This is a genomic window from Paenibacillus sp. FSL R10-2736, assembly GCF_038000245.1.
GTDB lineage: Bacteria > Bacillota > Bacilli > Paenibacillales > Paenibacillaceae > Paenibacillus_AQ > Paenibacillus_AQ phytohabitans.
The window spans coordinates 6,165,045-6,191,171 of record NZ_JBBOBN010000001.1; the positions used below are offsets into that span (position 1 = coordinate 6,165,045).

At 53.4% G+C, this 26,127-nt stretch carries 27 protein-coding genes; 2 read left to right on the plus strand and 25 right to left on the minus strand.

The genetic code is table 11. The annotated features are described in order from the left end of the window. Nucleotides 1-3: 3 nt before the first annotated feature. From hemW to NSQ73_RS26415, 12 genes are all read right to left on the minus strand, one after another. Complete coding sequence (gene hemW, locus NSQ73_RS26360) at nucleotides 4-1,359, minus strand: radical SAM family heme chaperone HemW (protein WP_340988827.1); 1,356 nt, start codon at nucleotides 1,357-1,359, stop codon at nucleotides 4-6. A 17-nt stretch (nucleotides 1,360-1,376) separates the two neighbouring features. Next, entirely contained in the window at nucleotides 1,377-1,685 is a 309-nt protein-coding gene (locus NSQ73_RS26365; protein WP_042210959.1) for a TIGR04076 family protein, read from the minus strand. A gap of 39 nt (nucleotides 1,686-1,724) precedes the next feature. Beyond that, the gene (locus tag NSQ73_RS26370) at nucleotides 1,725-2,501 is read right to left on the minus strand and encodes a cyclase family protein (RefSeq protein ID WP_340988829.1); all 777 of its coding nucleotides are present in this window, start codon (nucleotides 2,499-2,501) and stop codon (nucleotides 1,725-1,727) included. An 8-nt stretch (nucleotides 2,502-2,509) separates the two neighbouring features. Continuing rightward, nucleotides 2,510-3,475, minus strand: a complete 966-nt coding sequence (locus NSQ73_RS26375) for an amidohydrolase family protein (protein WP_171717790.1) — start codon at nucleotides 3,473-3,475, stop codon at nucleotides 2,510-2,512. Between the two features lie 54 nt (nucleotides 3,476-3,529). Next, on the minus strand, nucleotides 3,530-3,910 hold the full coding sequence (locus NSQ73_RS26380; protein ID WP_171717789.1) for a cupin domain-containing protein: 381 nt from the start codon (nucleotides 3,908-3,910) through the stop codon (nucleotides 3,530-3,532). Between the two features lie 12 nt (nucleotides 3,911-3,922). Then, nucleotides 3,923-5,122 carry an MFS transporter gene (locus NSQ73_RS26385; RefSeq protein ID WP_171717788.1) on the minus strand — a complete coding sequence of 400 codons (1,200 nt, stop codon included), beginning with the start codon at nucleotides 5,120-5,122 and terminating at the stop codon, nucleotides 3,923-3,925. Between the two features lie 22 nt (nucleotides 5,123-5,144). Next, a complete protein-coding gene (gene acpS, locus NSQ73_RS26390; RefSeq protein ID WP_340988833.1) occupies nucleotides 5,145-5,525 on the minus strand; it encodes a holo-ACP synthase in 381 nt (126 codons plus the stop codon). Beyond that, nucleotides 5,522-5,740, minus strand: coding sequence for an acyl carrier protein (locus tag NSQ73_RS26395; RefSeq protein WP_171717786.1), 219 nt, complete (start codon nucleotides 5,738-5,740; stop codon nucleotides 5,522-5,524). Before NSQ73_RS26395 ends, acpS begins: the two co-directional genes overlap by 4 nt. A gap of 46 nt (nucleotides 5,741-5,786) precedes the next feature. Next, on the minus strand, nucleotides 5,787-7,034 hold the full coding sequence (locus NSQ73_RS26400) for a beta-ketoacyl-[acyl-carrier-protein] synthase family protein (RefSeq protein ID WP_340988835.1): 1,248 nt from the start codon (nucleotides 7,032-7,034) through the stop codon (nucleotides 5,787-5,789). Continuing rightward, nucleotides 7,031-8,353: a beta-ketoacyl-[acyl-carrier-protein] synthase family protein gene (locus NSQ73_RS26405; protein WP_340988837.1), complete on the minus strand. Its 1,323-nt coding sequence runs from the start codon at nucleotides 8,351-8,353 to the stop codon at nucleotides 7,031-7,033. Before NSQ73_RS26405 ends, NSQ73_RS26400 begins: the two co-directional genes overlap by 4 nt. 7 nt (nucleotides 8,354-8,360) lie before the next feature. Further along, nucleotides 8,361-8,816 carry an SRPBCC family protein gene (locus NSQ73_RS26410; RefSeq protein ID WP_340988838.1) on the minus strand — a complete coding sequence of 152 codons (456 nt, stop codon included), beginning with the start codon at nucleotides 8,814-8,816 and terminating at the stop codon, nucleotides 8,361-8,363. Nucleotides 8,817-8,986: 170 nt separating this feature from the next. Next, the gene (locus tag NSQ73_RS26415; RefSeq protein ID WP_157763983.1) at nucleotides 8,987-9,598 is read right to left on the minus strand and encodes a winged helix-turn-helix domain-containing protein; all 612 of its coding nucleotides are present in this window, start codon (nucleotides 9,596-9,598) and stop codon (nucleotides 8,987-8,989) included. Between the two features lie 611 nt (nucleotides 9,599-10,209). Here NSQ73_RS26415 and NSQ73_RS26420 point away from each other — a divergent pair. Beyond that, nucleotides 10,210-11,208 carry an S-layer homology domain-containing protein gene (locus NSQ73_RS26420; RefSeq protein ID WP_340988842.1) on the plus strand — a complete coding sequence of 333 codons (999 nt, stop codon included), beginning with the start codon at nucleotides 10,210-10,212 and terminating at the stop codon, nucleotides 11,206-11,208. Between the two features lie 621 nt (nucleotides 11,209-11,829). On the opposite strand, the gene NSQ73_RS26425 is transcribed toward NSQ73_RS26420, so the two are convergent. From NSQ73_RS26425 to NSQ73_RS26435, 3 genes are all read right to left on the minus strand, one after another. Continuing rightward, nucleotides 11,830-12,243, minus strand: a complete 414-nt coding sequence (locus NSQ73_RS26425; protein ID WP_340988843.1) for a hypothetical protein — start codon at nucleotides 12,241-12,243, stop codon at nucleotides 11,830-11,832. 82 nt (nucleotides 12,244-12,325) lie between these two features. Further along, a complete protein-coding gene (locus NSQ73_RS26430; protein ID WP_340988845.1) occupies nucleotides 12,326-14,305 on the minus strand; it encodes a translation factor GTPase family protein in 1,980 nt (659 codons plus the stop codon). A 106-nt stretch (nucleotides 14,306-14,411) separates the two neighbouring features. Then, nucleotides 14,412-14,555 (minus strand): hypothetical protein, encoded by a 144-nt coding sequence (locus NSQ73_RS26435; RefSeq protein ID WP_340988847.1) that lies wholly within the window; start codon nucleotides 14,553-14,555, stop codon nucleotides 14,412-14,414. A 43-nt stretch (nucleotides 14,556-14,598) separates the two neighbouring features. Between NSQ73_RS26435 and NSQ73_RS26440 the strand changes: the two genes are divergently transcribed. Continuing rightward, a complete protein-coding gene (locus tag NSQ73_RS26440; protein WP_340988848.1) occupies nucleotides 14,599-15,573 on the plus strand; it encodes an S-layer homology domain-containing protein in 975 nt (324 codons plus the stop codon). A 151-nt stretch (nucleotides 15,574-15,724) separates the two neighbouring features. On the opposite strand, the gene NSQ73_RS26445 is transcribed toward NSQ73_RS26440, so the two are convergent. The 10 genes from NSQ73_RS26445 to alr all read right to left on the minus strand — a co-directional run bounded on the left by NSQ73_RS26445 (nucleotide 15,725) and on the right by alr (nucleotide 26,125). Beyond that, entirely contained in the window at nucleotides 15,725-16,480 is a 756-nt protein-coding gene (locus NSQ73_RS26445; RefSeq protein ID WP_340988850.1) for a hypothetical protein, read from the minus strand. A 106-nt stretch (nucleotides 16,481-16,586) separates the two neighbouring features. After that, nucleotides 16,587-16,799 carry a GNAT family N-acetyltransferase gene (locus NSQ73_RS26450; protein WP_340988851.1) on the minus strand — a complete coding sequence of 71 codons (213 nt, stop codon included), beginning with the start codon at nucleotides 16,797-16,799 and terminating at the stop codon, nucleotides 16,587-16,589. A 19-nt stretch (nucleotides 16,800-16,818) separates the two neighbouring features. Beyond that, nucleotides 16,819-16,965 carry a hypothetical protein gene (locus NSQ73_RS26455; RefSeq protein WP_340988852.1) on the minus strand — a complete coding sequence of 49 codons (147 nt, stop codon included), beginning with the start codon at nucleotides 16,963-16,965 and terminating at the stop codon, nucleotides 16,819-16,821. 66 nt (nucleotides 16,966-17,031) lie between these two features. Continuing rightward, nucleotides 17,032-17,946 (minus strand): GNAT family N-acetyltransferase, encoded by a 915-nt coding sequence (locus tag NSQ73_RS26460; protein WP_340988854.1) that lies wholly within the window; start codon nucleotides 17,944-17,946, stop codon nucleotides 17,032-17,034. Nucleotides 17,947-18,866: 920 nt separating this feature from the next. Beyond that, nucleotides 18,867-21,029 (minus strand): Tex family protein, encoded by a 2,163-nt coding sequence (locus tag NSQ73_RS26465; RefSeq protein WP_340989417.1) that lies wholly within the window; start codon nucleotides 21,027-21,029, stop codon nucleotides 18,867-18,869. A gap of 692 nt (nucleotides 21,030-21,721) precedes the next feature. Beyond that, nucleotides 21,722-22,933, minus strand: coding sequence for an MFS transporter (locus NSQ73_RS26470; RefSeq protein ID WP_340988856.1), 1,212 nt, complete (start codon nucleotides 22,931-22,933; stop codon nucleotides 21,722-21,724). 320 nt (nucleotides 22,934-23,253) lie between these two features. Further along, on the minus strand, nucleotides 23,254-23,895 hold the full coding sequence (locus NSQ73_RS26475; RefSeq protein WP_340989418.1) for a TetR/AcrR family transcriptional regulator: 642 nt from the start codon (nucleotides 23,893-23,895) through the stop codon (nucleotides 23,254-23,256). Nucleotides 23,896-24,095: 200 nt separating this feature from the next. Then, the gene (locus NSQ73_RS26480) at nucleotides 24,096-24,446 is read right to left on the minus strand and encodes a type II toxin-antitoxin system PemK/MazF family toxin (RefSeq protein WP_019913013.1); all 351 of its coding nucleotides are present in this window, start codon (nucleotides 24,444-24,446) and stop codon (nucleotides 24,096-24,098) included. A 3-nt stretch (nucleotides 24,447-24,449) separates the two neighbouring features. Beyond that, nucleotides 24,450-24,731, minus strand: coding sequence for a CopG family ribbon-helix-helix protein (locus tag NSQ73_RS26485; RefSeq protein WP_039307597.1), 282 nt, complete (start codon nucleotides 24,729-24,731; stop codon nucleotides 24,450-24,452). 212 nt (nucleotides 24,732-24,943) lie between these two features. Next, nucleotides 24,944-26,125 carry an alanine racemase gene (gene alr, locus NSQ73_RS26490; protein WP_042233123.1) on the minus strand — a complete coding sequence of 394 codons (1,182 nt, stop codon included), beginning with the start codon at nucleotides 26,123-26,125 and terminating at the stop codon, nucleotides 24,944-24,946. Nucleotides 26,126-26,127: the final 2 nt, after the last annotated feature.

Genomic DNA, 26,127 nt, shown 5'->3' on the forward strand with positions numbered 1-26,127 from the left:
TTATTATTTGACCGATTGCACCGGACGCCCCTTGGCCAGCTTCATCCGGTGCTGCAGCCCGTAATCCGCATACTTAGGGGAGAAAAATTGCTTGCTGACATTGTTGCCCCATATAATTCCGTCGTCGGTCAGCCGGATCCCCTCGGCATCCTGAATCAGCAGACCGTCCTGAACCAGACGCTCAATCGTATCCGGGAACAGCTCCTCCGGCTCCTTCCGGAACATCCGTACGAAATCCGCACGGCTGACTGACAGCATCCGCAGGCCCTTGGCCATTGCCCCATGCGCCAGCTCCAGCTCATCGGCCTTCTCCCCGCAATTGACAGGGAGCAGCCCATCCTGCACGCGGGACATATATTCATTCAGATTGCCGCTGTTGACATACATGTAGCCGTTGATGATACCGAACGCGGCCGCACCGATCCCGATCATATGCGACTGCTCGCTGAAATATAAGGTCGCGTGCCGGTCCGTCTTGCCCGGCTTGGCGAAATCAATCACACTGTACTGGAGATAACCTGCCTCAAGCAGCATCTCCTTGGCGATGGTATACAGCTCAATCTCTCTGTAGACATCACCGATTCCCGGAATCTTCCCTTCCGCTATACGCGAAGCGATCTGCGTATGCGGCACCACACAGAACGAAATCACACAGATATGGTCAATCTCCTGCTCAATGGAGGTGAGGATATCAGCCCGCCATTGATCCAGCGTCTGACCGGGCAGATTGTACATCAGATCAATCCCGATATTGTCAATTCCGCAGCTTCGGGCATTCTTCACCAGCTCGAAGGAATCATCGACACTATGGTATAACCCCAGCAGTCCGGCAAGTTCTTCCTGAAAGGTCTGCACTCCCACACTGATCCGGTTTAATCCCTGCAGGGCTAAGTCTTCAAGCTTGTCGGCCGTGAAATTCCGGGGGTTGCCCTCAATGAAGATCATGGCGTCCTCCGCAACGTGAAAAGCCTGCTTCATGTGCTGCAATATTCCCGTCAGCTCTTCCGAGGAGAGGCAGGAGGGGGTTCCGCCGCCCAGATTAATGGAGGAAACCGTAATGCTGCTTCCAAAAGGCGTAGCCGCATACTTGTCAATCTCCTTCCGGACAGCAGCCAAATAATCATCCACCTGCTCCTGCTTCTTCAGATAACGGTTGAACGGGCAGAACGAGCAGGTTGCATCACAGAAGGGAATATGCAGATACAAGGCTGTCGGCGTATCTTTGGTATTCACCTGCTCAAGCTCCATCAGCGACCACACTTCAGACTCGGTGTGCTGGGAGATCGGCACAGGATAATGGGAGACACAAATGGAGTCTCTTTCCTTGAATAATTCAACATACTGCTTCGCTCTGCTCATATGGAGCGGCCTCCCCTTCATTTGGATTGCAGCATTCGTCCCGCGTACGGTGAATCTTCAGACGGCTCTACCGGAATGCGGCGGATTTCCATCGTCATCTGGTTGCGCAGATCCGGACAAGCCGAGTGCACAATATTACCCTCAGGGTCCCACGGCAGCTTCGCATCCATATTCAGCGCGAGCAGCATCGGGAAGACCGAATGGAATGCCGTTCCGCACAGATTGCCTGCGTTCAGCGGAGAGACCTTCATGATATCCCCTTCTTTATGCCCTGCCCGGCAATGCCCCTTAACGCCCGTTACCTTGAGTTCAAATTCATAATTCATTCGAAATGCCTCCTCCATATATTTGGTGATAGATTTCACTTACTCTGCCGCAGGCTCTTCGACAATGGCCACTGCCCGTACCCAGGCCGCTCCCGCCTGTCTGATCTTGATTGGAAAACAGGCCACCTTAAACCCGTAAGGGACCGGAATCTGCTCCAGATTCGCCAGGCGCTCCATATGGCAATAAGTCTGCTCTCTTCCCCAGAAATGGGCCGGAAACAGATAGGCGTTGTCCCGGGTTCGCTTATAATCGCCGATCATATTCTTGAACGGACGGTCGAACCCGTAGCTGTCAATGCCCATGACCCGGATGCCTTGGTCAGTCAGCAGCTTCGTGGCCTCTCTGCTCATGCCCGGATAATCCGTAAGGTATTGGGGCGTGCCCCAATGACGGTCTGCACCTGTACGGATCAGCACAATATCCAGCGGCTTCAGCTCGTACCCGATCTTGGCCAGCGCCTGCTCGATATCCTGCTTCTCAATGGCTTCACCCGCTTGCCTATGCGTAACATCCAGCACCACACCGTCACAGTAGCACCACTCCAGCGGCACCTGATCTATAGACGCTGCAGGCTTGCCTTCGCTCATAGAGCCGAAATGCAAGGGGGCATCAAAATGTGTCCCGGTATGCGTGGAAGCGGAGATCATCTCCATATTCAAGAATTCTTCATCCGGAAAGTCTTTTCTGCTCCCGTCGAACTGGCGTGCAAAGCGGTCCGCCCCTTCCTGATGGCCGGTCTGCTCGAAACCATATGGAGCCAGCTCGCCCGGATTCTGCTCCATATGCACACTCAGATCAATGAATTGATATCTCATACCCTCACCTACTTCATTATTCTCAGCGCGTTCAGCCCCAGGATGTTCTGGACATCCTCCTTCTTGATCTCCTTCACGCCCATCATCAGCTTCATGGGCAGGGGAATTGCCACCTTCTGCATGTAATTCAGCACTTCGGCGATGTTCGGCGTTACCGTCCAATCCGATCCCCAGAGAATCTTGTGGCTGCCGCAGACCGAGATCATCTTGGCCAGCTCCATCCGGAACACCTTGGGATTGTTATGAATAAGGATATTGGCTACCGCAGTGATGGTCACATACATGTTCTCGTGCCTGCCCACCATGTAATAGCACAGGTCATTCCATGGATGTCCCATATGCTCCACAATCAGGGTCAGCCCCGGAAAATCAACAGCTACATCATCAAGCAGAATCGGATAGTTATGCTTCATCCGAAAAATACTGCCTGGCGTAATTCCGGTATGCACGCTTACCGGAATTCCCAGCTCGCTGCACCGTTCATACAGCGGATAGAGCAATTCCCGGTCGTTCAGGCCGAAGCCGCCATAATCATTAGGATTCAGCTTAAAGCCTTGCATTCCAAGCGTGTTAATCGCGTAATCCAGCTCCGCCAGCGCTTCCTTCCCCTTATAGGGGTTGACACTCGCGAATCCGCGCAGCTTGTCAGGGTGTGCCCGGACCGCCTCGGCGATTTTTTCATTGGACAGCACCTCATAGCCGTATACATCCTCAAAGCTGAGCTGATGGACCCAGCTCATGGCAATTTGATTCTCGGCCATACAGGAGAGGTAATCCTCGAGCAGATTGTTGTCATCTACGAATCCTTCTTGAGCAGCACCAACCATCTTCTTCAAATATTGCAAATCATCGAATCCTTTTTGCTTCTTGTAATCGGGGACGGTTCCGGCGCCAGCCAGACTGAGCTCCAGACTTTTATTCTCCTTGACGGCAAAATGGGCATGAGTGTCTACAATAACAAGATTGCTTTTCACGTTTCTCTTCTCACCCCTTTGGATTGTATGGAATTGCTTACTGCTGCCCGGGAGCTATACATCTCTGTGGCCCTTCTCTGCACTCGGGGCCAGCGGTGCCGTGGCGAAGACCAGCTCCATTTCGCCCGGCCCCTCATTAACCACCCGGTGCCGCTCACCCTTCCTCGCAATGAACAGGCAATGCTCCTGAAGGGAATGCGGAATATCTTCAATGAACGCCGTTCCTTGTCCCCGGACCACAAATACGGTCTCTTCACCGTAATCATGGAGATGCTCCTTGATCTCTTCCCCGGCGCGGAGAATCACATGACCCATAATCAGCTGCGAGGCTCCGACCGTTGCCGGACTCGCCAGCACGCGCATCTGTCCTCCCCTGGCAAGAACCACCGGCACATCCTCAAATTGAACCACTGTACTTGTGTACACCTGCTTCATCCTCGCACCCCTTTATCCGGCTGATTTATATTCAGATACACCCGATTCTTCCTTTTTGCCCAGGCCAAGCGAGATCAGAATCGTAAGCACCATCATTCCGGCTGCCACCAGATAGCTGGGATGCGTTCCGATCCTGCTGTAGAAGAAGCCGCCAAGCGTCGACCCCAGCGCAATCCCGACTCCCTGCAGGGTTCGGAAGGTCCCTAATGCCGCGCCCATTTCCATCGGATTGATCTTGATGACCTTATCCGTAATAATCGTGTTGACCAGAGTAATAATAGGCCCCTCTGTAAGTCCAATCAGCGCATAGCCGAAGGTCAGCAGCCAGGGGTTGAAGTCAAGCGCATACAGCAGCACGAGTGCTCCCAGACAGATCGACTGGGCCCAGATCAGGGGCGCATGTCTACCCACCTTATCCGAGATCCAGCCAATGAATACCGCCCCGAACGAGGCTACGGCTTCATAAGGAATGAAGAGCAGGCTGAGCAGCACGAGGGAAATATCCTGTTCCTTGGCAGCAAACGGCACCAGGAAGGTCGTAAACACACCCACCATGAAGCACAGGGTTCCTACAATTCCCGCCAGCAGGATTTCACGGACGCCCAGCCATTTGAAGGAGCTTTTGAAGGCTTGCCCGATGCTTCTGCTTGTATTCTTGACCCCAGTCTCCCTCAGCAGCACCGTGGTAACCAGCGTGGACAGCAGCAGGAGTGAAGCCAACACCGCGAAGGAGGTATGCCAGCCAAAATAATTGCTCAGCAGGCCGCTAAGCACATACCCCAGCACCGACCCGGCACCAATCGCCCCGGACACAATGCCCATCGCTCTGCCCCGCTCCTCGGGCTTGCACACATCCATCACCACCGCGAAGATCGGTGTGGACACGAAACCTCTGGCGAAGCCGAACAGCAGCCACCCCGCCGTAAACAGCAGGACTCCGTGGGATGCAGCTACCATGAATACGGCCACTGCCGACAGGGCCAGGGAAGCGATAATAATCTTCTTCCGCCCGTAGCGGTCCGCGAACACGCCGGAGGGAATCGACAGAAAGGTCATCACCAGCGAGGCAATCCCCGCTATGCTTCCAATCTCACCGGAGGTCATGCCGAGATCGCTGCTGATCAGGGGTGCGATGGGGAAGATACTGACCATAATCGAAAAGACGAGTAAAATATTAATGGCTAAGAGTGTGAAAATTTTGTTGTTGCTCATATCAATTGTCCTCTCCTCACAGTCATTGACTGCTCTCAATAATGATGAATGCAGCAGCATAATCACCGTGATGACTAATGCTTACGTGAATCGTCTCCTGCTGCTGTACATAAGGCTCAAGGGCGCTGCTGCGGACCAGATAGGGCTGGCCGCTGGCATGGTTGAGAAACTCCATTTCATTCCAGCCCAGCTCACAGTTCATTCCGGTTCCGATGGCCTTCAGCAGCGCTTCTTTGGCGGCAAATCTGCCCGCAAGGAAGTCTGCGGCATGTCTTTTTTTACAAGTGAACAATTCTCTCTCTTCCTTCGAAAAATATTGCTGCATGAAGATATCACCGCATTTCGCCATCATCTGCTCCACAAAGCTAATGCTGATAATATCCGTGCCGATCCCTCTGATCATGCCTTCAAGGCAATAGCTTCCATCACCTGGCCCACGGAATAAGCTCTGAGCGCCTTGCCTTCAATAAAGATGCCAAAGGTCTTGGCCAGCCCTGTAGACACAAGCGCCAGCTCTGTCGAATCCAGAGCCAAATCTTCATACAAACGCGACGCCTCCGTAATCTCCTCCTCAATTCCGATATCCTCAATGATGGCCTTTACCTGGTCGAATACCATTATATACACCCTCCCGCTTGAGTTTATGAGCCATAACCTTCGTTGTTCACAAGCCTTCGCCCTTCACAACCAGTGCCGAAGAGACCCCGCCCCTCCCTCTGGACAGAATAAGTGAGGACTCGACAGATACCCGGCGGCTGCTTCCCGCCACGAAATTCAAGTCGTTGTCCGGAGCCGATTCCGCTAAATACGGAAGACCGGGCAGCTGCCCGTGATTCATGGCAAGCACGCTTAGTGCCACATCGAACGCGCCTGCAGCCCCAATCGTGTTGCCGAAGGATGTCTTGGGACAGCCCGCCCATTTGTCCGATGCACTGCCACCGAATACCTCTTGGATTGCCGCGCATTCAATCCCGTCTTGACGGGAGGAAGCCGCCCCATCCAGTGAGAGATAGCCAATCTGCTCCGGTTGGATCTCCGAATGTCCGATGGCCAGCCGGATGGCCCTGGCATATTGCTCCACACTCTCCTGATGCGGGGCGGATTCCTGCCCGTCATTCGTGAATCCGAAGCCCTGGATACTCGCTCTCACCCGGCCGGTTGACTCACGCTTCCGGAGGCTGCGTTCAGATTCAAGGCAGAGGAAAGCCGCCCCCTCAGCCAGGGCTATTCCGCTCCGGGCCGCTACAAACGGACGATACGCAGTCTCCGGGCTGTCCGCCTTCAGGTTCAGCAGCCCCTCCGAGTTGTAGAAGGAGAGCGCCCACGGATCAAGCGGCGTCTCAGCACCGCCCACGATGGCCGCATCAATGATTCCGCTGCGGATGGCTCTGGCCGCATAAGCAATGGCAAGCAGTCCGCTGCTCCGGTCTGCGATAACCGTCTTGCTGTAGCCTTTAATGCCGAAGGCCAGGGACATATGCCCCTGTGCAGCGGCCGGAAACCAATTGCTTGCGAGGTTAGGATCAATGAAGGGGGCACCTTCGTTATGCAGAACACGCAAGCCATTCCTGGCACTCTCCCATCCTCCCGAGTTGTTGCCGACGAAGATGCCGATCCGCCCGCGGCTCATCGTGTCAAGATCCCAGCCGGCATCATCCATGGCATCCTTCGCTGCCAGGATCGACATTACAGAGAACCGGGAGCACTTCTTGAACAGACGCTTCGAGATGACCTGTTCCGGCTCCATCCCGCTGACTTGTCCGGCGAAGGGAGGCGCCTCTCCAACCGTACCCTCAAGCTGGAGTGGGGTCATATAGTTACGGCCGCTCAGGAGTCCGTCCCAGAAGGCCCCGGCAGTATTCCCGCAAGGCCCAACCATACCTACTCCGGTTACGAATACTTTATTCTTCATGGGCTGCACATCCATTGTTCAGTCTGAAGCTTCCCCGTCATATTACAGAACTCGCTCCTCGCCAGAATCATGGCGGAATGAATGCCGGAGAAGCCGCTTGCATTGGTCAGAATATGGTACAGGTCACGCTTTAAGGCTTGCCCCGGCACATAATTCAAATCGCAGGCCGGATCCGGCTCGTCCAGATTCGCCGTGGGCGGGATATAGCCTTCGTTCAAAGCCAGCAGACAATGTACGATCTCAATGGCGCTTGCTGCCGAGAGCGGATGACCCACCATCGACTTCGTGGAGCTGATCGGAATGGAATAGGCTAATTCGCCAAAGGTTCTTTTGTAGGCAGCGGTCTCAAAAGCATCATTCTGCGGGGTCGAGCTTCCATGCGCATTGATATATTGAACCTCTCCCGCTTCAATGCCGGCATTCTCAAGCGCCTCGTTCATCGTCAGACTGAGCGCCTCACCGTTCTGGGGCAAATCGGTCATATGATAGGCATTGTTCGTGCTGGAGAAGCCGGTGACCTCACCATAGATTCTGGCCTGCCGCCGCAGTGCATGCTCCAGTTCCTCCATTACAACCACTGCACAGCCCTCACTGAGAACGAATCCGCTCCGGTTCCGCTCAAAGGGTCTGGAGGCGCGCTTGGGATCATCGTTGAACTTTGAGGTCAATGCTCCAATTGCATCAAAGGAAGCGATGGTCATGGAGCTGATCGGCGCTTCCGCTGCACCGCATATCATGATGTCATGTTCTCCTGCCGCGATAGATTCGTATCCATACCCGACAGCATCAATACCGCCTGTGCAGCCCGTTGACATGACCAGCGCTTCTCCCTGAAGCCCGAACTCATGCGCCACATCAAAGGCAATATAGGAGAACATGCCTTTGCGGTATAAATCATCCTGTCTAAGCCCCTGGGCAATCGGCCCCTGGCCGCCCTCCGTCACCTGCAGAAAGGTCTGCTCAGAGAATGGGGTGTCGGCAATCGCATTGGCGATGCAGACCCCTGAACGCTCCCGCATTTCCTTAGTGAACTCCAGCTGCGCATCGGCAACAGCCCTTACAGCGGCGTTGACTGCCAGAATTCCCGGCCGGCCCATGCCTTCCCTCGCTGCTTCATCGGCCGTCCTGCCAAGATGCTCAAAATCCGGTATTCTCCCGGTGACCCGGCTCTTCAAAGCCATATGCTCATAACCCTGCAGGCTGTCATATCCAACCTTGCACTGCAGGCTGTTCTTCCAGAAATTCTCCGGCGTATTCCCCAGCGGGGTAAGCAGACCCATTCCGGTGATAACCACTCTTCTTCCCATCACATTCTCCATCCAGGCCTCAGCTCCGAATCCTTGGTTTCTCGATATTAAGCTTGACCGCCTCCATCTGCTCCTTCGTGGTACGGTTCAGATGGGCTTCCACCTGCTCTGCGGTGAGGCCGCTTACGGGATCAACCTCAAACTCCTGAATCCAGGTCATGTACGTGCCCTCGCCCTGCTCCTCATAGAGCCATTCCAGATTCATATGCTTGAACGGCAGCAGTGGCGCAAGACGTCTGGCGGTAATCCGGAAATTAGGCCGGTCTAACCATCTTTCGGATGTCCATGAGCGCGACGGGCGATTTGGCTCGGGAAATGTAGTCAATTCAAAACGGATGTAGGACTCCCCCTGCTCCAGCACCCGCGTTTCTTTATATTCCGTGAACAAATCCGTCCAGCCCGCAATATCGTTGGTTCTGTCAAATACGGTGTTCCGGTCTGCCTGAATCCAGATACTGTTCTGAATCGTTGTCACTGTACATGCCTCCCTAATAGTATTAATTACATCGTATCGTTAAATTTTGGAGGGGGACATAACCCGGCTGTTAAGCTTGCGTTAATTTACAGTTATTCTGCAGCACGAAGGCAGCACAGGCTCCCTATCAAAAAAAATCAAAAAAAAGACCTGACAGAAAACTGTCAGATCTAAAAGCTAACCGAATATCCGATTCCCCGGCGGAAGTGAATGATGTCGCTTCTGCCGGCTGTCGTTTCAATTTTGTGCCTCAGCTTGTATACATACTGCCTGACAATTTCAGGGGATGTATAGCTGTCCCACAGGTGGTGCAGTATCTTCTCGGTGGGGATGTACTGGCCCTGGCATTCCAGCAGCAGGTCAAGCAATTCATATTCTTTACTGGTGAGTTCAATGATAACCTCTCCGACTTTCAGGGATTTAGAGTGAAGGTTAAGCGCGATATCCTTGATTTGTCTGGTACAGTGCGTATTCACACTCAGCTCTTCGTCGAACCAGCAGCGCAAACGGCTGAATAATTCCTCCTGGAAGCCATGGCCTCCCGAGCTGTCGATGTAAATATGATTGGAAGGGAACTGGACGGTAATGCCCTGAGTGCTGATCTTCTCAACAATAAGGAATACTTTAAGCTTAAGCATCTGCTGCAGGTATTGCATCGTATGAATGAAGCCCAGGTTAAAGTCCGGGGTACTGACCACCACGCCGTCAAACCTCAAGCCATCCTTAACAATATCGACCAGCGCCTCAAGCTCCTTGAAATGAAATACTTTACAACCATACACCCTTGAAAAAAAAGAATGAACATTCTGAAACCTACACCCTTCACAAGGCTCTGTGGAACCCGCACAACAAACCAGTGCAACCCGCATGCGCTTCTCTCCAATCCCATTCTTTTCAACCTACACCGAATTTCACCAAGGGTTTCGTTTTCTATTTTATAGTATTAATTAGGATAAAAAAGGAAAAATATCATAGCGTTATATTAAAAAAATCAATTCGCAGAATACTGCATAACTCATTGCCGCCCTCTGCTTCGCGGACAACCTTTCCTATGCATCAGTTACTCTCCGCCATCCTTCCGTCAACAGGTCATCAGACCTAATTTTTATCAATAATTCCTCGCGGAATGCGACAGCGGGATCAGATTAGATCAATCTTCAAGACATATGCATTCGCCGCATTCCCAACTTTATGTATTTCAAAAAAACATGTTCATTATTTACTATTTTTTTTGAAAACAAACCTTTCTCTGCGATCCGACAAAATCCGAGTTATTTTAAACGTAAAACAAACACTGTTTTAATCCGAAAATAATTCATGTGGAAAAAATTTTCTTTGCCAGGTGCAACATTTCCCACCTAAAAGCCATCTTAGTAGGTAGAGGTGATGCACAATGAGAACAACTAATCTAATGAAGCGCGCAAAAAAAATGAGTATCGCGTGCGGAATCCTGGCTGCCAGCTTGTCGTTTGGGGCATCCGCTTTTGCCTTTTCTGATCTGAACGGACATTCTGCCGAAACCAAAATCAATGCGCTGCATGACGCCGGTGTGATCAACGGTATAACCAGCGACCTTTTTGCCCCTAACGCTAAAGTGACCCTGGCGCAAGGCGTTCAATTTCTCGTCAAAGGGCTGGCGCTGAAGCCACAGACAGATACGGGCAGCAATTCTTCTACGGCCAGCAGTTTTTTTGACAATGTAAAAGATAATGCCTGGTATGCCTCCTCATTCCTGACCGCCAAGCAGAGCGGTTTGACTCTGGCACAGAATGCCAATCCGAATGCAACCTTGACCCGTGCAGAGTTCGCTCATCTGTTGACTGAAGCCTTGCAGAGTAAAGGTGATTTTGCGGTTACCGAAATGTATGTAGATGTTGCGGATGGCAGACACCTCTCTTCAGAAATCATGAACAGCCTGCAGATTCTGCTGAACACGAAGGTGATTACGCTGGACAACGGAAAATTCCGCCCAGCCGATATCATCACCCGCTCCGAGGCCGCTGTTATGGTTCATGATGCTGCTGAGTTTGCAGCGCGGGTGATCAACCAAGACGATACAGTCATTGAGCCTTCTGAACCGGAACCAGTTCCGGTTAATAACTACATTTCAGATGTCGTACTTGAAAAAGCTGCTGAAGGCGTCAATAAAGCCACCATCACCGTCGATAATCTGCCTAACCCCGGCTACGGCCTGGCGGTAGAGCGTATCGAATTCACGAGTGCCACCAAAGCAGTGATCTACTTCAAAATAACCCTGCCCGATCCGGATATGATGTACCCACAAGTCATCACCAAAGGGACGGTCTCCACTTATCTGCCCGAAGGCTATACTGCTACAGCAGAGCCTGTAATGGGTTCGCGTTGGCTGCAGCCTGCAACTGACGTACAGTAATTCTCGATGCAAGGCTTATTGTAAGGTTACAAGCAAATGAATTGAAAAACAGATCATGCCTGATTTCTGGGTCATGATCTGTTTTTTTATTTTACGTATATCACACTGAGTGCGACCTCCACGCCATCGTCGCCTGGGGCCGCTATAATCTATTTCAATACACGCACTCCACATGGAGTGTGACGGTGTGTCTGGCTGTACTGGTGGTGTGGGGTCATTTCAATCCACGACTCCACACGGAGTGCGACCTTATGATCTGCAAAAGTAGAGTAGAGTAGACCAGATTTCAATCCACGCACTCCACACGGAGTGCGACAAACGATTCCTGGCTGGTGCGGTACCTGTGTTTATTTCAATCCACGCACTCCACACGGAGTGCGACAGCGGAAACCAGCACATTCCATGCTGTTCCTGCATCAATTCACTGCACTTTCCCCGAAACGATACTACAATAAGTATCGATCAGCCGTTGACTTTTCTTAAACAATCGCTAACTTAGAAGGTTTCGTCAAATTCTGAGGTGCGAAGGACCCGGGGATTTCATGGGAGCTTGCCATTCGCACTGATCATCTTCTACCTGTTGATCCAGGATTATATTCTGCAAAAGTAATTAATTCCCTCCTAAGTATGAAAAACCGTCATCAGAAGAATCAGCAAACCGCTTATCAGCCCGAACAGTTCGAGTGCAAACATTCGGGAACGGCTTTTGCGGAAAAATACGATAGAAGGATGGACCAGTCCAGCCGCCATATACAGGAGAGACAGCAGCAGGCCGAAGCTGAGCAGTGAAAATATGGGGTTATCCGCCTGGGGCACGCCGAGGAAAATGACCAGCAGAATGAGCGCGGTCAGCAAGTACAGAAACCAGCGGGTAAACCGGATAGCCGGACCGGATTGTACCGGGGGAGTGTTATCTGGGGCTTGCTGTTCACGGGCATGCTTCTCCAGTACCCGCCGAAACTCCTCGGGATTTTCGTTGCGCATTCGCTGCAGTTGGTTTGCATTGTCGATTCGCCGCTTCAGGCTTCTAAACATGCGGTTCTCTCCTCTCCATTGCTGCTTCTATCGTTATACTGTGCTACTGCTTCTCATGCCCTGCCTATTTCTTTTACCCATCCTACCCCTGCAGCGCCTTCCGCACGCTTAGAATATACTTCGCCTGATCCAGCGGGTTCACTCCCCGGCGGGTGCGCTCGGCAGTGACGTCCGGCGGGCACGGTTCATAGCCGGCAAAAAAGGAAGTAAACGTGCTCCGCCCCTTCGTGTAGGAGCTTAAGGTCACAGGATAATCTAGCGAGGTTGCCAGCGGCAGCCTGCCTTCGATGATCATCCGCTCGCCCTGCAGCACGGGCGGCTCGAAGGTGCCGCGCATCTGCACGAGGTCGTTCATCACGCGGCCGCCGTTCTCCTCAGGCACAACGATGCGCACCTGCAGGATCGGCTCCAGCAGGCTGGTGCCGGTATGGGCCAGCCCATCCATGATGGCCATAGGCGTAGCCACGGCAAAATCCAGCGGATGGGTATGCCACACATGGTGGTTCCCCTCCACCAGTGTGATCTTGAGGTCGGTGACCTCCCACCCGCGCAGACCCTGCTGCAGCGCCTCCGGCACGCGGCGGGCCGTCTCGTTCTGGTATTGCGGCAGCAGATCGGAGCTGCGCACCAATGATTCATAGACGAGGCCGCTGCCCGGCGGGCCCGGCTCTATCTGGAACCTCAGAATCGCCCAGCATGGCTTCGGCATCAGGTACGCAACGTAGCCTTCACCTGCGCGGCTTGGCGTTTCCCTGTAGATCACCGACGGCTGGCCGAAGGTAACCTTCAGCCCGAATCGTTCCTTCAATACACTGTCCAGAATCTCCAGCTGGATCGGCCCCATCACCTTGATATGCAGCTCCCGCTCCTCCTGCAGCCACTGCGTATCCAGCAGCGGGTCCTCGTCGGCCAGCTCCTGAAATGCGGCAATCACCTTATGATCGTCGGCATCCGCTCCCCAGAAGACACGTACGGTCAGCAGCGGCACGGCAAGCTTCGCCTCCTGCGGAATGGCCTCCGGCCGGCCAAGCACATCACCGATCCGCACGCCGGACAGCCCGTAGACTACGGCGATGTCCCCCGCTTCCAACGCCCCGACATCCTCGGTGCGTCCGCCTTCGACCTTGCGGATCTGTGTCACCTTGCCCTGAACCTCCTGCGTATAATTCATCACCGTATCCCGGTTACGGATAGTTCCTTGATAGAGGCGCACGAAGGCCATGCGGCCCATGCTTTTGTCACGCTGGATGTTGTACACGATGCCGGACACCGGCTGCTCCGCATCCCCGCCCGCGCGGGGGAAATACTGCGTCATGGCATCGAGCAGCGCCGTGACACCGAGACCTTTGGCCGCTACGCCATACACCAGCGGATACATTTTTCCTGCGGCCGTCCGAACGGCCAGCTCTCTTTTCCACCGCGCCAGCTCTGCCGTACCGCCCGCCATATACAGCTCCAGCAGCTCCTCGTCCCGCTCCGCGAGCGCTTCCAGCAGTTCTGTCCGCGCCGCCGCGTCTGCGCCTTCACTCCATAAATCCGCCGCCCCTATGTACTCCCGTTCCCTATATAAGGGCTGCTGCACAGGCACAATATCCCCGGACAGATAGGTCCGCGCCTGAGTTAGCACAGCGGCTGGATCAGCGCCGATCCGGTCCATTTTATTCACGAAGATGAGCGTCGGAATTCCCAGCTTGCGCAGCGCATTCCAGATCATCTCACTCTGTGCCTGCACGCCCTCCACTGCTGACAGGATCAATACCGCACAATCCATCACCCGCAAGCTGCGCTCCACCTCGGACAGGAAATCCACATGCCCCGGGGTATCGACCAGGTTAATCTGCACTCCCCGCCACGAGAATGATGCCAGAGCCGCCCGCACAGAAATCCCCCGCTGCCGCTCCACCTCCATGGAATCCGTCAGCGCCGTTCCGCTGTCCACACTGCCAAGTGCGCGAATCCGCCCGCTCTCATATAATATATGCTCCGTCGTAGTCGTCTTCCCCGCATCTACATGGGCAAAAATCCCCACGTTGATCCGTTCAACCCTCTGCTGCTGAATCATCTATGTTCTCCTGTCATAAGCCGAATGTATGAATGCCTGATAGTGGTTGAATCCGTTTACTGACTCTGCTTCAAGTGTACAGCCAAATGCCGCTAATGTTCAATCGTTAAGCACTTTCCCGGATGACGGCCCCGCGGTCTGCTGATACTAACAACAACGCGCCTTCTGCAATTAGTTTACTTGGTGACAGACGCACATCACTCAGCCCAACAACAATATTTTTCAGCTTAATCAGATCTGTCTGCAACATTTCGGCCCCTTTGGCCATCTAAGAGTATAAGAGGTGAGGCACAATGAAGAATAAATCATCATTCCAGAAGCGCGCTACAAAAATCACTCTAGCGTGCAGCATTCTGGCAGCAACAGTATCATTCGGAGCATCGGCTTCTGCCTTTTCGGATCTGAAGGGCAATGCGGCCGAATCCAAAATCAATGCACTCCATCAAAATGGCATCATTAACGGAATTACCAGTGATATGTTCGCACCGAAATCCAAGCTGACTTACGCCCAAGGCCTGCAGTTCATCGTCAGCGGCCTTAAGCTGTCTCCGCAGAATACAACTGGCAGCAAAGCCAGCGATTACTTCGACAAGGTAAAAGATAACGCATGGTATGCCTCCGCATTCGTGGCTGCCAAGCAGAGCGGATTGTCTCTGGACAAGTCCATCAACCCCAACGCGGCAATGACGCGGATCCAGTTCGCTCATTTGCTGACCCAGGCGCTGCAGAGTAAAGGGAATTTCCCGGTTACGCTGATGTATGCGAATATCACGGATGGCGGCAAGCTGTCTACAGCGGAGATGAACAGTCTGCAGATTCTGGTCAATACCCGCCTGATCACGCTGGAGAAGAATAACACCTTCCGTCCGAATGAACCGGTTACCCGTGCAGAAGCCGCAGTTCTGATCTATGATGCAGCCAAATTCGTCAAAGAGGTAATCACTCCGGATGACAGCGCTACTGCTCCGGTTAATGACTATGAAGCAGCGGTTACGCTGGAAAAAGCGGCAACAGGCGTAAACAAAGCCACTGTCACTGTTGAGAGTCTGCCTACCTCGGGTTACGGCCTGTCGATTGAGCGGATTGAATTCGGCGCTAACCAAACAGCAGTGATCTACTTCAAAGTGACTGCGCCGCCTGCCGGTTCCATGAATCTGCAGGTCATCTCTACCGCCTCCGCCGTGACTTACCTGCCTGAAGGGTATACAGCGGTAGCCAAATCCGTAACAGGTTCGGCTTCTGCTGCCACTTCTTCCGCAGGGATGTAAGTGAGAAATACAGCGGCTACTGCTTGATACCATGGCACATGGCAGTAACCTATAAACGCATATACGTCAAAAGAAGCCGCATCGCCGTTGGGATAACCAAGGGATGCGGCTTTTTGCGATGTACTAATAACTGGCGCTTTCAGTCCTTACGTTAAGGTGTCCACTGATCATGAATGATCCCTACAAGAATATGGTCCTGACCATTCTTCTCGAAGACCAGCCGCAGGCTGCGCCAATCCATGCCCTCTGCGGAAGGATCGATACCGGCGATATGATATTCTACGAAGTCATGGGTCTCCTTGGGGTACACCTCATTGAGATTATTTAGAGTCGTTCCTTGGCCCAAGCCCTGATTCAGTGCAACTTCAGATTTACCGGAAAAATCCGCATCGTACACAAACCGCTTATAATAGTCCGCAAAGGTCAGCTTAATCAGCTCTCCGGTACCGGCGAACTCACGCCATTCGCGCTTTACCGGATCTTGCATTGCAGCCTTCAGCTCATCCTGACTGAACACAATGTCTTTATCAACATCAACATAAGCGTAAGGGGAAAAGCGGACCCCTCTGTCCCGGTGTACCCACGCGGCGAGCGTCTCCATATTCCCGCTCTTCAGCGCCCGCATTACTGTAGTTGCCGCTTCCAGCGCTGTAGGCGGTGTGCCTTCCTCCGGCGGTCCGGGGTCTTCCGCTACCGGAGTTGGTTCCGTAGCTTCAGGACTTGGAGCAACCGTTGCCGGGGATGCAGATGGTGATGGTACGGCCGCAGCAGTGGCCGGGGCAGATGTCTGAGTCTGCTCCGGTGTGGATGTGGTCCCCGGGGCCGCTTCCGGCGCTGAGCTGCAGGCTGCGAGCATTAGCATTCCTGCCGTTAACGCGGCGAATCCAATTGATTGTGCCTTGTACATGATATCCCTCCTCATGCTGCCATTCTTACCCTTGTAGACGCTGCCCGGCCGGATATAGTTGCAAGGCGCTTATCACATGGGGAGGTAAGCATTGGGAGGGGGCTAGTTAACTGATTTGTAGCAGACGAACGATTTCACCCTCGATAACTTCTTCACTGGCTTTTAGAAACCCTAAAGCTTCATACATTCTTCCCGCAATCAGATTGTCTGGCCGGTGCCCAATCATGATTCTAGTACAATTGGAACCACTCATCAGCTGAATCAAGGTTTCCATTGCCGCCTTGCCATACCCTTTGCCTTGATGCTTGTGATCAATCATTAGGGCAGGAATCCAACAGTTATCCTCCTTGTTCATCAACATATTTAGATTCGGCAATCCAATACACCACAGGTGCAGGAAAAATATTAAGCTGTTCCGGCTTAACCGTAAGCTGGGTGCATTCATACCAATTATCAATACACACTGGCTTTAATTCAACTGCCATACGAACTTCCTCCCAACTTTCACTGCGCAGATATCACTGTGTAGAGGAATTCATCCTAAGTGATTATTAATCCAGCTCCGTATACAATCTGATCTCCTGCCGTCCCGTTTGGAAACCCACGGATGCGTACAGGGACAGTGCCGATTCATTGGTAGTCATGGCGATAAGCTGCGCCTGCTCCAGCCCGTGCTCCTTCAGATACGCCAGGGCGCGGACCAGCAGGGCCTTGGCGATCCCGCGTCTTCTCCATGGCTCACGGACAAACACGTCCTCGATAATGCCGTTCTTATCTTCCTGCCAGACCATCAGACTGCCGGCCACCTTGCCTTCATCCAGTACAACAGCCGATGTCCAAAGCGGATGCTCCTGATACTCCAGCAGACGCTCCAGTCCCAGCGGGACATCCGGCCAGATCTCCGCCTCCAGTTCCAGATAAGCTTCTCTCTGCTCCGGTGAATCCAACTGAACCCACGCTGATTCAAGCCCTGCCGCAAGCTCAACCACGGGTATTGGTTCGTTCAAGTCACGGTGGAGCGTATATAAGCGGCTATGCGGCAGGTAACCCAGATGCTGTGCGAAATAAGTGTTGCAGTTCTCTTCTGCGGCGTAATTCCCCGTACACAGAACCGTTCCGTATTCCCGGGGCAGTGTCCCCTTCAGTTCATGCGCCCGTTCCAGCAGAAGGGAGTAGACACTGTCCAGCAGTCCGATATCCTGTTCACGCCCGGGCAGTGTTTTCAGATTCACAAAAATCTTATGTTTGCTTCCAGGCAGACGCCCCGGAGGAACCACATTGAAGATCTGCAGCTGGCCTTTGGCCACCATTTTATCCCCTTCAAAGGCACAGATTACATTCTCCCAATTGCTCTCCTCCCCTACCCACCAAAAAAGCACATCCTCCTGTGCCGACACCCGCGCATACATTTCCCCAAGCGCCGCCATATCGTTCTGTCCGAAATTCCTGATCACTCTATTGCTCAATACCGGTCCGCCACCTTCTGTTTTTGTTCATCATAACACTGTGTGGAAGAGGGATTAAGATCATTAACAATTATAACTATTCTCTACCGCAGCTTGGCCCGGAGCGTTACATCTGCTATTTGGGGTTGCCAAAAAACGGCTGCGCCGTCCTGGTCAAGGAAGCGCAGCCGTCCGGCTGGTCTAGCGGGTTGGTTCTTGGGTTGTTCTTGGGTTGTTCTTGGGTTGTTCTGATTTGGGTCTTATTCTGTCTTGATTTGTTATTAGCCGTGGTGTTTCGTATTCGTTTCTTCTGCTGCTGTACTCGTTGGCTGGTCATTATTAATAGGTTAGTTTGCTGGAGCTCCACAGTGACTGTCCAATATCCAGTTGCCCGGGTGCTCCACTCCAATGTACATGTCGGCATTCTTCCTTGCGGACTCCAGAGACGTTATTTTGCGAAAATAGCCTGTTTTGCTTCCCTTGCGGACTCAGAAGACGCTATTTGATCTTTCGGGCATGCCAGCAGGCCTCGAGCCATGAAATAGAGGCCTTTGAGTCCGCAACCACGATCAAAACGCTGATTTCCGCAAAATAGGGTCATCTGAGTCCGCGACAGTTCGTGCAATAGAGCTCAGACGGGCCAGTTTCCGCGTGTTCGGCAAGCCGGGCCCAATGGGCCCGGCTTCCCTTGTGCCACGAGTCTGTGCCGGCCCCGGCATCTGCCGCTTGGCTCTACGTTACGCTGCAGGCCACCTATTTCGCTGATCTGACTTCTCGCATGGCCAGCCTCGTATACCGTCTGCCCTTGCTTCAACCTGCCAGCGATGTCGCCTGCCCTATTTCACGCTGCCGCCCAGCTTGCAGCGCCGGTCTAACTTCTCACATGGCCAGCCTCGCATACCGCCTGCCCTTGCTTCAACCTGCCAGCGATGCCGCCGGCCCTACTTCACGCTGCCGGCCACCTCGCGCGGCTGGCGCATGGTCAGGCTGACGCGGCCCTTCTTCAGGTCGACGCCCATCACCCAGACGGTGACATTGTCTCCCACGGAGACCACGTCCATCGGGTGCTTCACGAAGCTGCCGCTCAGCTGGGAGATATGGACCAGCCCGTCGTTCTTGATGCCGATATCGACGAAGGCGCCGAAATCGATCACGTTGCGGACGGTTCCCTGCATCTCCATGCCGGGAACCAGGTCCTCGATCTTCAGCACATCCGTGCGGAAGATCGGCAGCGGCAGCTCCTCGCGCGGATCGCGGCCCGGGCGCTGCAGACTCTCCAGGATGTCGCGCAGCGTAGGCACGCCGACATCCAGCTTCACAGCCAGCTCGGCGGCATCCTGCACCTCCAGCTGCTGCGCTACTTCCTTGCTGCCGAGCTTCTCCACATCGAGGCCCAGCTCGCGGAACAGCCGGTCGACCACCGGATAGGATTCCGGGTGGATCGGCGTGCGGTCCAGCGTGTTATCCCCTCCGGGGATACGCAGGAAGCCGATGCACTGCTCGTAGGATTTCGCGCCCAGGCGCGGCACCTTCTGCAGTGCCTTGCGCGTGGCGAACTTGCCGTTCTCCTCGCGGAACTTCACAATATTCTTGGCGATCGTCGCATTGACTCCCGCCACATAGGACAGCAGCGAGGCCGAAGCGGTATTCACGTCGACACCGACGTGGTTAACCGCCGACTCCACGACGCCCTTAAGGCTCTCCTCCAGATGTTTCTGCGACACATCATGCTGGTACTGCCCGACACCGATCGCCTTCGGGTCGATCTTCACCAGCTCCGCGAGTGGGTCCTGCACGCGGCGGGCGATGGAGGCGGCACTGCGCTCTGCCACATCCAGATCCGGGAACTCCTCCTGCGCCAGCTTGGAGGCCGAATACACGCTGGCCCCTGCCTCGTTAACGATCAGGTAGGCCAGCTCAGGATTCCCGACCTCGGCAATAACCTCGGCCGTGAACTGCTCCGTCTCCCGCGAGCCGGTGCCGTTGCCGATTACGATGAGTTGAATGCCATATTTGGCAATCAGCTCTTTGAACTTGGCCGCCGCCTCTTTCTTCTTGTTGTTCGGCGGCGTCGGATATGTGACCGCTACCTCCAGCAGCTTGCCGGTATCGTCCACAACGGCCAGCTTGCAGCCGGTGCGGTAAGCCGGGTCTACGCCCAGCACATGGCGGCCCTTCACCGGCGGCTGCAGCAGCAGGCTGCGCAGATTTCCGGAGAAGATGGAAATCGCTTGCGCCTCGCCTTTTTCCGTCATCTCCCCGCGCACCTCGCGCTCGACGGAAGGTGCGATCAGCCGTTTGTAGGCATCCTCGGTCACGGCTTCGAGCAGCTCTTTGACCGGGGACGGACCCTTCACCAGCTTACGGATAATGAAAGCGTGAATCTTATCGGCAATAATCTCAATGCCGACCTTCAGCACATTCTCCCGCTCCCCGCGGTTGATGGCCAGAATACGGTGCGGCGGCATTTTGTGCACAGGCTCACGGTAGGAATAGTAATTCTCATATACGCTCTCCTGCTCCGCATCCTTCGCTTCGGAGACCAGAATTCCCTGGCTTGCTGTATACTGGCGCACCCAGGAACGGATGGCCGGATCATCGGCAATATTCTCGGCAATGATATCCATTGCCCCTTGGACAGCAAGCTCCGCACTGTCTACACCTTTATCCGCATCTATATATTTGGCCGCTTCTTCATAAGGATTACCCTGGCGGCGCTGCTCCATGATCCAATCGGCAAGCGGCTCCAGCCCCTTCTCCTTGGCAACACTGGCCCGTGTCTTGCGCTTCTGCTTGAACGGACGGTACAAGTCCTCCACTTCCTGCAGCTTCACAACCTTCATGATCTGCGCCTGCAGCTCCGGGGTCAGCTTGCCCTGCTCCTCAATGCTGCGGATGACATCCTTCTTCCGCTCGCCGAGGTTGCGCAGATATCCAAGCCGTTCTTCGATATCGCGCAGCGCGTTCTCATCCAGCTCTCCGGTCATTTCCTTGCGGTACCGGGCGATAAACGGAATCGTGTTGCCCTCATCCAGCAGCCCCACCGTAGTCCGTACCTGCTTCAAGCTAATGCCCAGTTCCTTCGCAATTGCTGCAGTAATCAGTTCCTGCTCCTGGCGGGCAGCCGCATCTTCCGCCGCTTTACCCGCCCCATTAGTATCAACGCTCAAGTATATCCCTCTTTCTATACGCAGTCTGAGTTCATAACTCTCTACTAAAATACTATCACAGTTTGCCGCAGGACCAAAGTTTGGCACGGTAAAGTACCCCCGCAACGCAAGCTACCAACCGGGTGATAACTCAGCAGATTTACGGGGACCCCAAAGCATATTCCGCCCGGAAGGCGAAATATGCAGCTTACCAAGGTTAATTGGACCCTACCTTGCATACCTTTACCTTTCCCGTTTAAGGTTCCCTCAGGCACCCACCCGCTCTGCAACAATAGCTGGATAAACGTATCTTATTTTAGCTGTTTTGGAGCATTCGAGTGTTTTAGTTGGATAAACGTCATTTAATTCCATGCACTTCCTCAACTTTGGCTAATATGCCTTATATTAAGTGCTGTTTTTCCAACTGCTGTTTCAGAGGGGCTTCTCCACTTATGAGCAAGTGGAACAAATCCAACTCCCTGCCCCCCTGCAGCACCCCTGGCTAATGAGGAGGTTTCCGGTGTCTTTACCCGCCCCAGCGGAGTTATACAAAAAACGGCTACACCGTCCCTCGCGGGACAGTATAGCCGATTCATAACCTCTAACGCTTGGACATGGTTGTATAGGTATCCAACCTTCCCCTCCCGTTACCGCGTCACCGCACTCCGCCGGCTCCGTTTCCGCCGCCCGTAACTCAGCGACATGAGGAAGCAGAGCACCATGACGAGCGCAGCCGCCGCATATGGGAAATTCACATCCATATCGAACAGGATTCCGGCAACAATCGGGCCGGCAATATTGCCCAGACTGGTGTAGGCAGAGTTCATCCCCATGACAAACCCCTGCTGCGATTCATCCGCCATCTTGGAGAGCTGCGTACCGACGGCGGGGCGGAGAATATCCATCGCCAAGAATACGATGAAGGTCACTGCAACAATAGCTGCGAACCCGTGAACGAACAGCGTGAGGAAGATAGACAGTCCGGCAATGAGCAGACAGATGGAGATCACTCTATTTTCGCCGAAACGGTTCAAAATCCAGCTAAACACCGTAACCTGAACCACCGCACCCGCGATGGAACCGAATGTCAGGACAAACGCAATATCCTTGGGGGTGAACCCGAACTTATGATCCACAAACAGCCCGAACACTGTATCATAATTAGCCAGCCCGAAGGAGAGCACGAATATGATCACCAGACCGAAGAAATAAGGCTCGCGGTAAGAGCGCAGCATCTGCATTCCCAGATTCTCCTTGTTACCCTCATCAGACTTCGCTACATCGCGCTTCTCCGCAGACAGTGATTCCGGCAGAACGGCAAAAGTAATGAGTGCGACAACGGCAGCCGCTCCGGCAGCGACGAAAAAAGGGACCCGGATGCCGAGCTCAGCCAAATATCCGCCAATTCCCGGCCCGATGATGAATCCCGTAGTAATGGCCGCATTGATCAAGCCCATACCTTTGGCGCGTTCTTCAGAAGAGGTCGTATCAGCAACATAAGCCATAACCGCCGGCATAATCATCGCCGCACCCGCACCGCCGAGCATTCTGGATACGAAGAGCAGCCAAGGCACATTAGCCAGACCAAAGAGCAGCTCCGACAAGGCAAAGACAATCAGTCCGGCGATAATGATTTTTTTGCGGCCCATCCGGTCCGACCAGTTCCCGGCAAACGGTGACACCAGCAGCTGTGTAAGGGCAAAAGCGGCCACCAGCAGTCCGACAACACTCCCGCCAATGCCCAGCTCATTCATGTAGGTCGGCATAATAGGGACAACTAGACCAATCCCCGTGAACGCCAAAAATATATTCAACATCAGGAGCAGCATCGCGCCCCGGTTTCTTAGTAATAATGACATTGTAAATCCCTCCGTATTTCCCGGGCAAATCTTCAGGCTCCAGGTGTACTTCATTTCATGTAATAACAGTCTCTCCCATTAACGGGCGAAGAACTCATAACGGCGCGGGTACAGCTGCTTGCATAACGCCGTAGACAAGACCGACCATCCGGTCTATTTAAGAAAATAATTCATCCGCTTCGCACCGCAAAAAATTATCCCTATCATTCACGCAGAAACAGCCTGAAAGCGATATGCAATATCGCTGCTTCGAAAGCAATAAGCTCCTATGAATGAAGCTTAGCCGTTTCTGCTTGTGGATTAAAAATCCCGTTTACCGTTCAGCTCTCCCGGGTACGCAGTCCTTGAAGCAGCAGCTGAATGGCCCCGCGGTAATATTCCCTGATATCCTCAGGCCCCTTGGCGAGTGCTGTAATCTCGCTGACCCTGCCGATCCCTTCCAGCATCCCGCTGACGATGGTCACATAGTTGTCCAGGTTGCCTGGAATCAGATATCCGGAATCCATACCCTCCTGAAGCAGGTCACGGCAGGCCTGTGAAGCAGATTCGTAGATCTGCGAGAGCCGCTGGCGCATATCATCGGTAAGCGTACGGGATCTGGCGTATTCCTCCAGCGCATGAATCAGCGGATTCTGGAAGTCATTCGCGTAATGATCTCCCAGCGCGAACAGCCTGGCTTCCGTCCCGCTGATCTTGCTCCGCAGCTCCTCCCACTCACAGAGCCACTTCTGGGTATCATCCTCCACCACATACAGGAACAGTTCATCCTTGCTGGGAAAATGGTGATACAGGCTGCCCTTGCTGACCTTGGCAGCTAAGCAGACTTCATTCATACTTACCGCACCATAACCCTTATGTGCGAACAAATGTGAAGCATTCTGCAGAATACGGTTCTTGGTTTCTTCTCCATCCGAGCGTCCTTTGATATGTATCCCCCCTATAGACCGACTGACCGGTCTAATTGTAACATAAGGTCAAGCCCTTGCACAACACCCGGTGGGACTGCCAAATAACCCACACAGCGGGGCATTACTTCAATCATTACTCAGCTACTTTCCGTCGACCCCGAACGTATTCGTTCTTATCCTTGTAAAAAAGGCATACCGGATGTATCTCCGGCATGCCTTTTAGTACAATTATTGATGTCATAGCCCTATAAGGTTCAGAAGTCAATCAGACCCAGGCTGATTTGCAGCGAATCATCCACCAGCTTCATGGTCTCATCGTCCAGGTGGGTGATCTTATCGGTTAAGCGTTGTTTGTCAATGGTCCGAACCTGCTCCAGCAATATAACAGAATCCCGGTCAAAGCCATGGGCAGCCGCATCAATCTCCACATGCGTCGGCAGTTTGGCCTTCTGGATCTGGGCAGTGATAGCTGCCACGATTACAGTCGGGCTGAAGCGATTGCCAATGTCGTTCTGAATGACCAGTACCGGCCTAACTCCGCCTTGCTCTGAACCCACGACCGGTGAAAGGTCGGCAAAAAAAACGTCGCCGCGTTTAACAATCAATATTTACACCCCGCTTACTAAGCGGCCAAGAGTACTGTCTGCATCTTCCTCTGCGAGAAAGGCCTCGCTTGCCATGGTCAAATTAATCTTAGCCATTTCCATGTATCCCCGCTGCATCGACTCCCGGATGGTACGTTTCCTCCGTTCAGTCAAGTACAGCTTCATGGCCTGCCTGATCAATTCACTACGGTTAGAGTTCTCCAATTGAACGATCCCATCCACTTCCTGCAAGAGATGATCGGGCAAGCTGATCATGATTCTTTTGGTGTTCTGCAAATTGGCCACCTTCTCTTCCACCCCCACAAACCTTCTGCCCTTGTGTTCCAGTGTTACAATATACAAGGAATTTTATACAAGGAATATATGCCGCCAGTATATCAAGTATGCTGCATCCCATTATAAACTAGAAATGGCGGTTCGTATAGACTATAAGTCACACGCTCTATACGGGTTAGTCCTTATTTTCAATTCCTGCACAAGGTCCCCTGGTCCGGGCTTCAAGTCTGCAGCAAGGGATTCACGAGGTTGGGTAACATGCCTTCGCGTACATATACGCGGGGTACCCGGTGAGCCAGCATACAGATGACTTCGTAGTGAATCGTCCCAAGATGGAGCGCCAGTTCGTCTGCCGTGATCGACACGGCTCCCTGGCGGCCGATGAGTACAACCTCTTCGCCAGCTTTGATTTGTTCCGCTTCTTCAGCGAAAGATTTGAGTGATACCATACACTGGTCCATGCAGATTGTTCCGACGACAGGAACGCGGCGTCCGCGTATTAGCACCTCCGCTTTGCCCGTTAGCATGCGGGAATATCCGTCAGCGTATCCCACGGGAAGCGTAGCGATAACCTCATCGCTGTCCGTGAAATACCGGGTGCCGTAGCTGATGCCTGAGTCAGGCGGCAGGGTCTTGATATAGACAGCCTGCGTCTTCAGCGTCATTACCGGGTGTAAAGCCACCAGCTCGCGGTTCACCTCACTTGAAGGATAGAATCCGTACAAGCTTATGCCTACACGCACCATGTTGCTGGATAAGAGAGGTGTATCAATGGCCGTAGCGCTATTGCCCGTATGTATGATCGGGATCTTAATATCCATGTCCCGAAGCGTTTCCGCCACGCTCATGAAACGTCGGTGCTGCATCAGTGTATAGCTTTTGTTCTGTTCGTCTGCCTTAGCAAAATGAGTAAACATGCCCTCCAGCTCCGCCTGCGCTACTGAATGCACTTCAGCAATGAAAGCAGGTGCATCGGCCGGCAATAATCCCAGCCTGCCCATCCCGCTGTCAATCTTGATGTGCACCTTCAGCCGGTGCTCCTTCTCTACAGGAAGCGCTCTAACAGCTTCCAGTACTTCCGGTGTGAACAGTGTTACGGTAACATTATTCTTCCAGGCAACGGCTATTCCTTCAGGGGAGGTGTAGCCCAGCACCAGAATAGGAAGTAGTATTCCCGCCTGACGCAGCTCCAATGCCTCATCCAAAAAGGCGACACTAACATAATCCGCTCCAAGTCGTTCCAGCTCCCGGGTCACTTCCACGGCACCGTGTCCGTACGCATTTCCTTTGACGCATCCCATGAATTTGGTCTCCGGCAGCAGTGCCGCCCGGAAAGCCTCATAATTGGCACGCAAATCATCCAGATTGATCTCGGCTACTGTCGGTCGATAGCTTGCTTGCACTT

Excerpts from the sequence above, each read along its gene's own strand:
- NSQ73_RS26445 (WP_340988850.1), bottom strand. The coding sequence starts at position 16,480 with ATGTACAAGGCACAATCAATTGGATTCGCCGCGTTAACGGCAGGAATG.
- NSQ73_RS26455 (WP_340988852.1), bottom strand. The coding sequence starts at position 16,965 with ATGGCAGTTGAATTAAAGCCAGTGTGTATTGATAATTGGTATGAATGC.
- NSQ73_RS26435 (WP_340988847.1), bottom strand. The coding sequence starts at position 14,555 with ATGTTGCAGACAGATCTGATTAAGCTGAAAAATATTGTTGTTGGGCTG.
- NSQ73_RS26380 (WP_171717789.1), bottom strand. The coding sequence starts at position 3,910 with ATGAAGCAGGTGTACACAAGTACAGTGGTTCAATTTGAGGATGTGCCG.
- NSQ73_RS26450 (WP_340988851.1), bottom strand. The coding sequence starts at position 16,799 with ATGATTGATCACAAGCATCAAGGCAAAGGGTATGGCAAGGCGGCAATG.
- NSQ73_RS26385 (WP_171717788.1), bottom strand. The coding sequence starts at position 5,122 with ATGAGCAACAACAAAATTTTCACACTCTTAGCCATTAATATTTTACTC.
- acpS (WP_340988833.1), bottom strand. The coding sequence starts at position 5,525 with ATGATCAGAGGGATCGGCACGGATATTATCAGCATTAGCTTTGTGGAG.
- NSQ73_RS26470 (WP_340988856.1), bottom strand. The coding sequence starts at position 22,933 with ATGTCATTATTACTAAGAAACCGGGGCGCGATGCTGCTCCTGATGTTG.
- NSQ73_RS26440 (WP_340988848.1), top strand. The coding sequence starts at position 14,599 with ATGAAGAATAAATCATCATTCCAGAAGCGCGCTACAAAAATCACTCTA.
- NSQ73_RS26420 (WP_340988842.1), top strand. The coding sequence starts at position 10,210 with ATGAGAACAACTAATCTAATGAAGCGCGCAAAAAAAATGAGTATCGCG.
- NSQ73_RS26430 (WP_340988845.1), bottom strand. The coding sequence starts at position 14,305 with ATGATTCAGCAGCAGAGGGTTGAACGGATCAACGTGGGGATTTTTGCC.
- NSQ73_RS26365 (WP_042210959.1), bottom strand. The coding sequence starts at position 1,685 with ATGAATTATGAATTTGAACTCAAGGTAACGGGCGTTAAGGGGCATTGC.
- NSQ73_RS26405 (WP_340988837.1), bottom strand. The coding sequence starts at position 8,353 with ATGGAGAATGTGATGGGAAGAAGAGTGGTTATCACCGGAATGGGTCTG.
- NSQ73_RS26425 (WP_340988843.1), bottom strand. The coding sequence starts at position 12,243 with ATGTTTAGAAGCCTGAAGCGGCGAATCGACAATGCAAACCAACTGCAG.
- NSQ73_RS26370 (WP_340988829.1), bottom strand. The coding sequence starts at position 2,501 with ATGAGATATCAATTCATTGATCTGAGTGTGCATATGGAGCAGAATCCG.
- hemW (WP_340988827.1), bottom strand. The coding sequence starts at position 1,359 with ATGAGCAGAGCGAAGCAGTATGTTGAATTATTCAAGGAAAGAGACTCC.
- NSQ73_RS26395 (WP_171717786.1), bottom strand. The coding sequence starts at position 5,740 with ATGGTATTCGACCAGGTAAAGGCCATCATTGAGGATATCGGAATTGAG.
- NSQ73_RS26400 (WP_340988835.1), bottom strand. The coding sequence starts at position 7,034 with ATGAAGAATAAAGTATTCGTAACCGGAGTAGGTATGGTTGGGCCTTGC.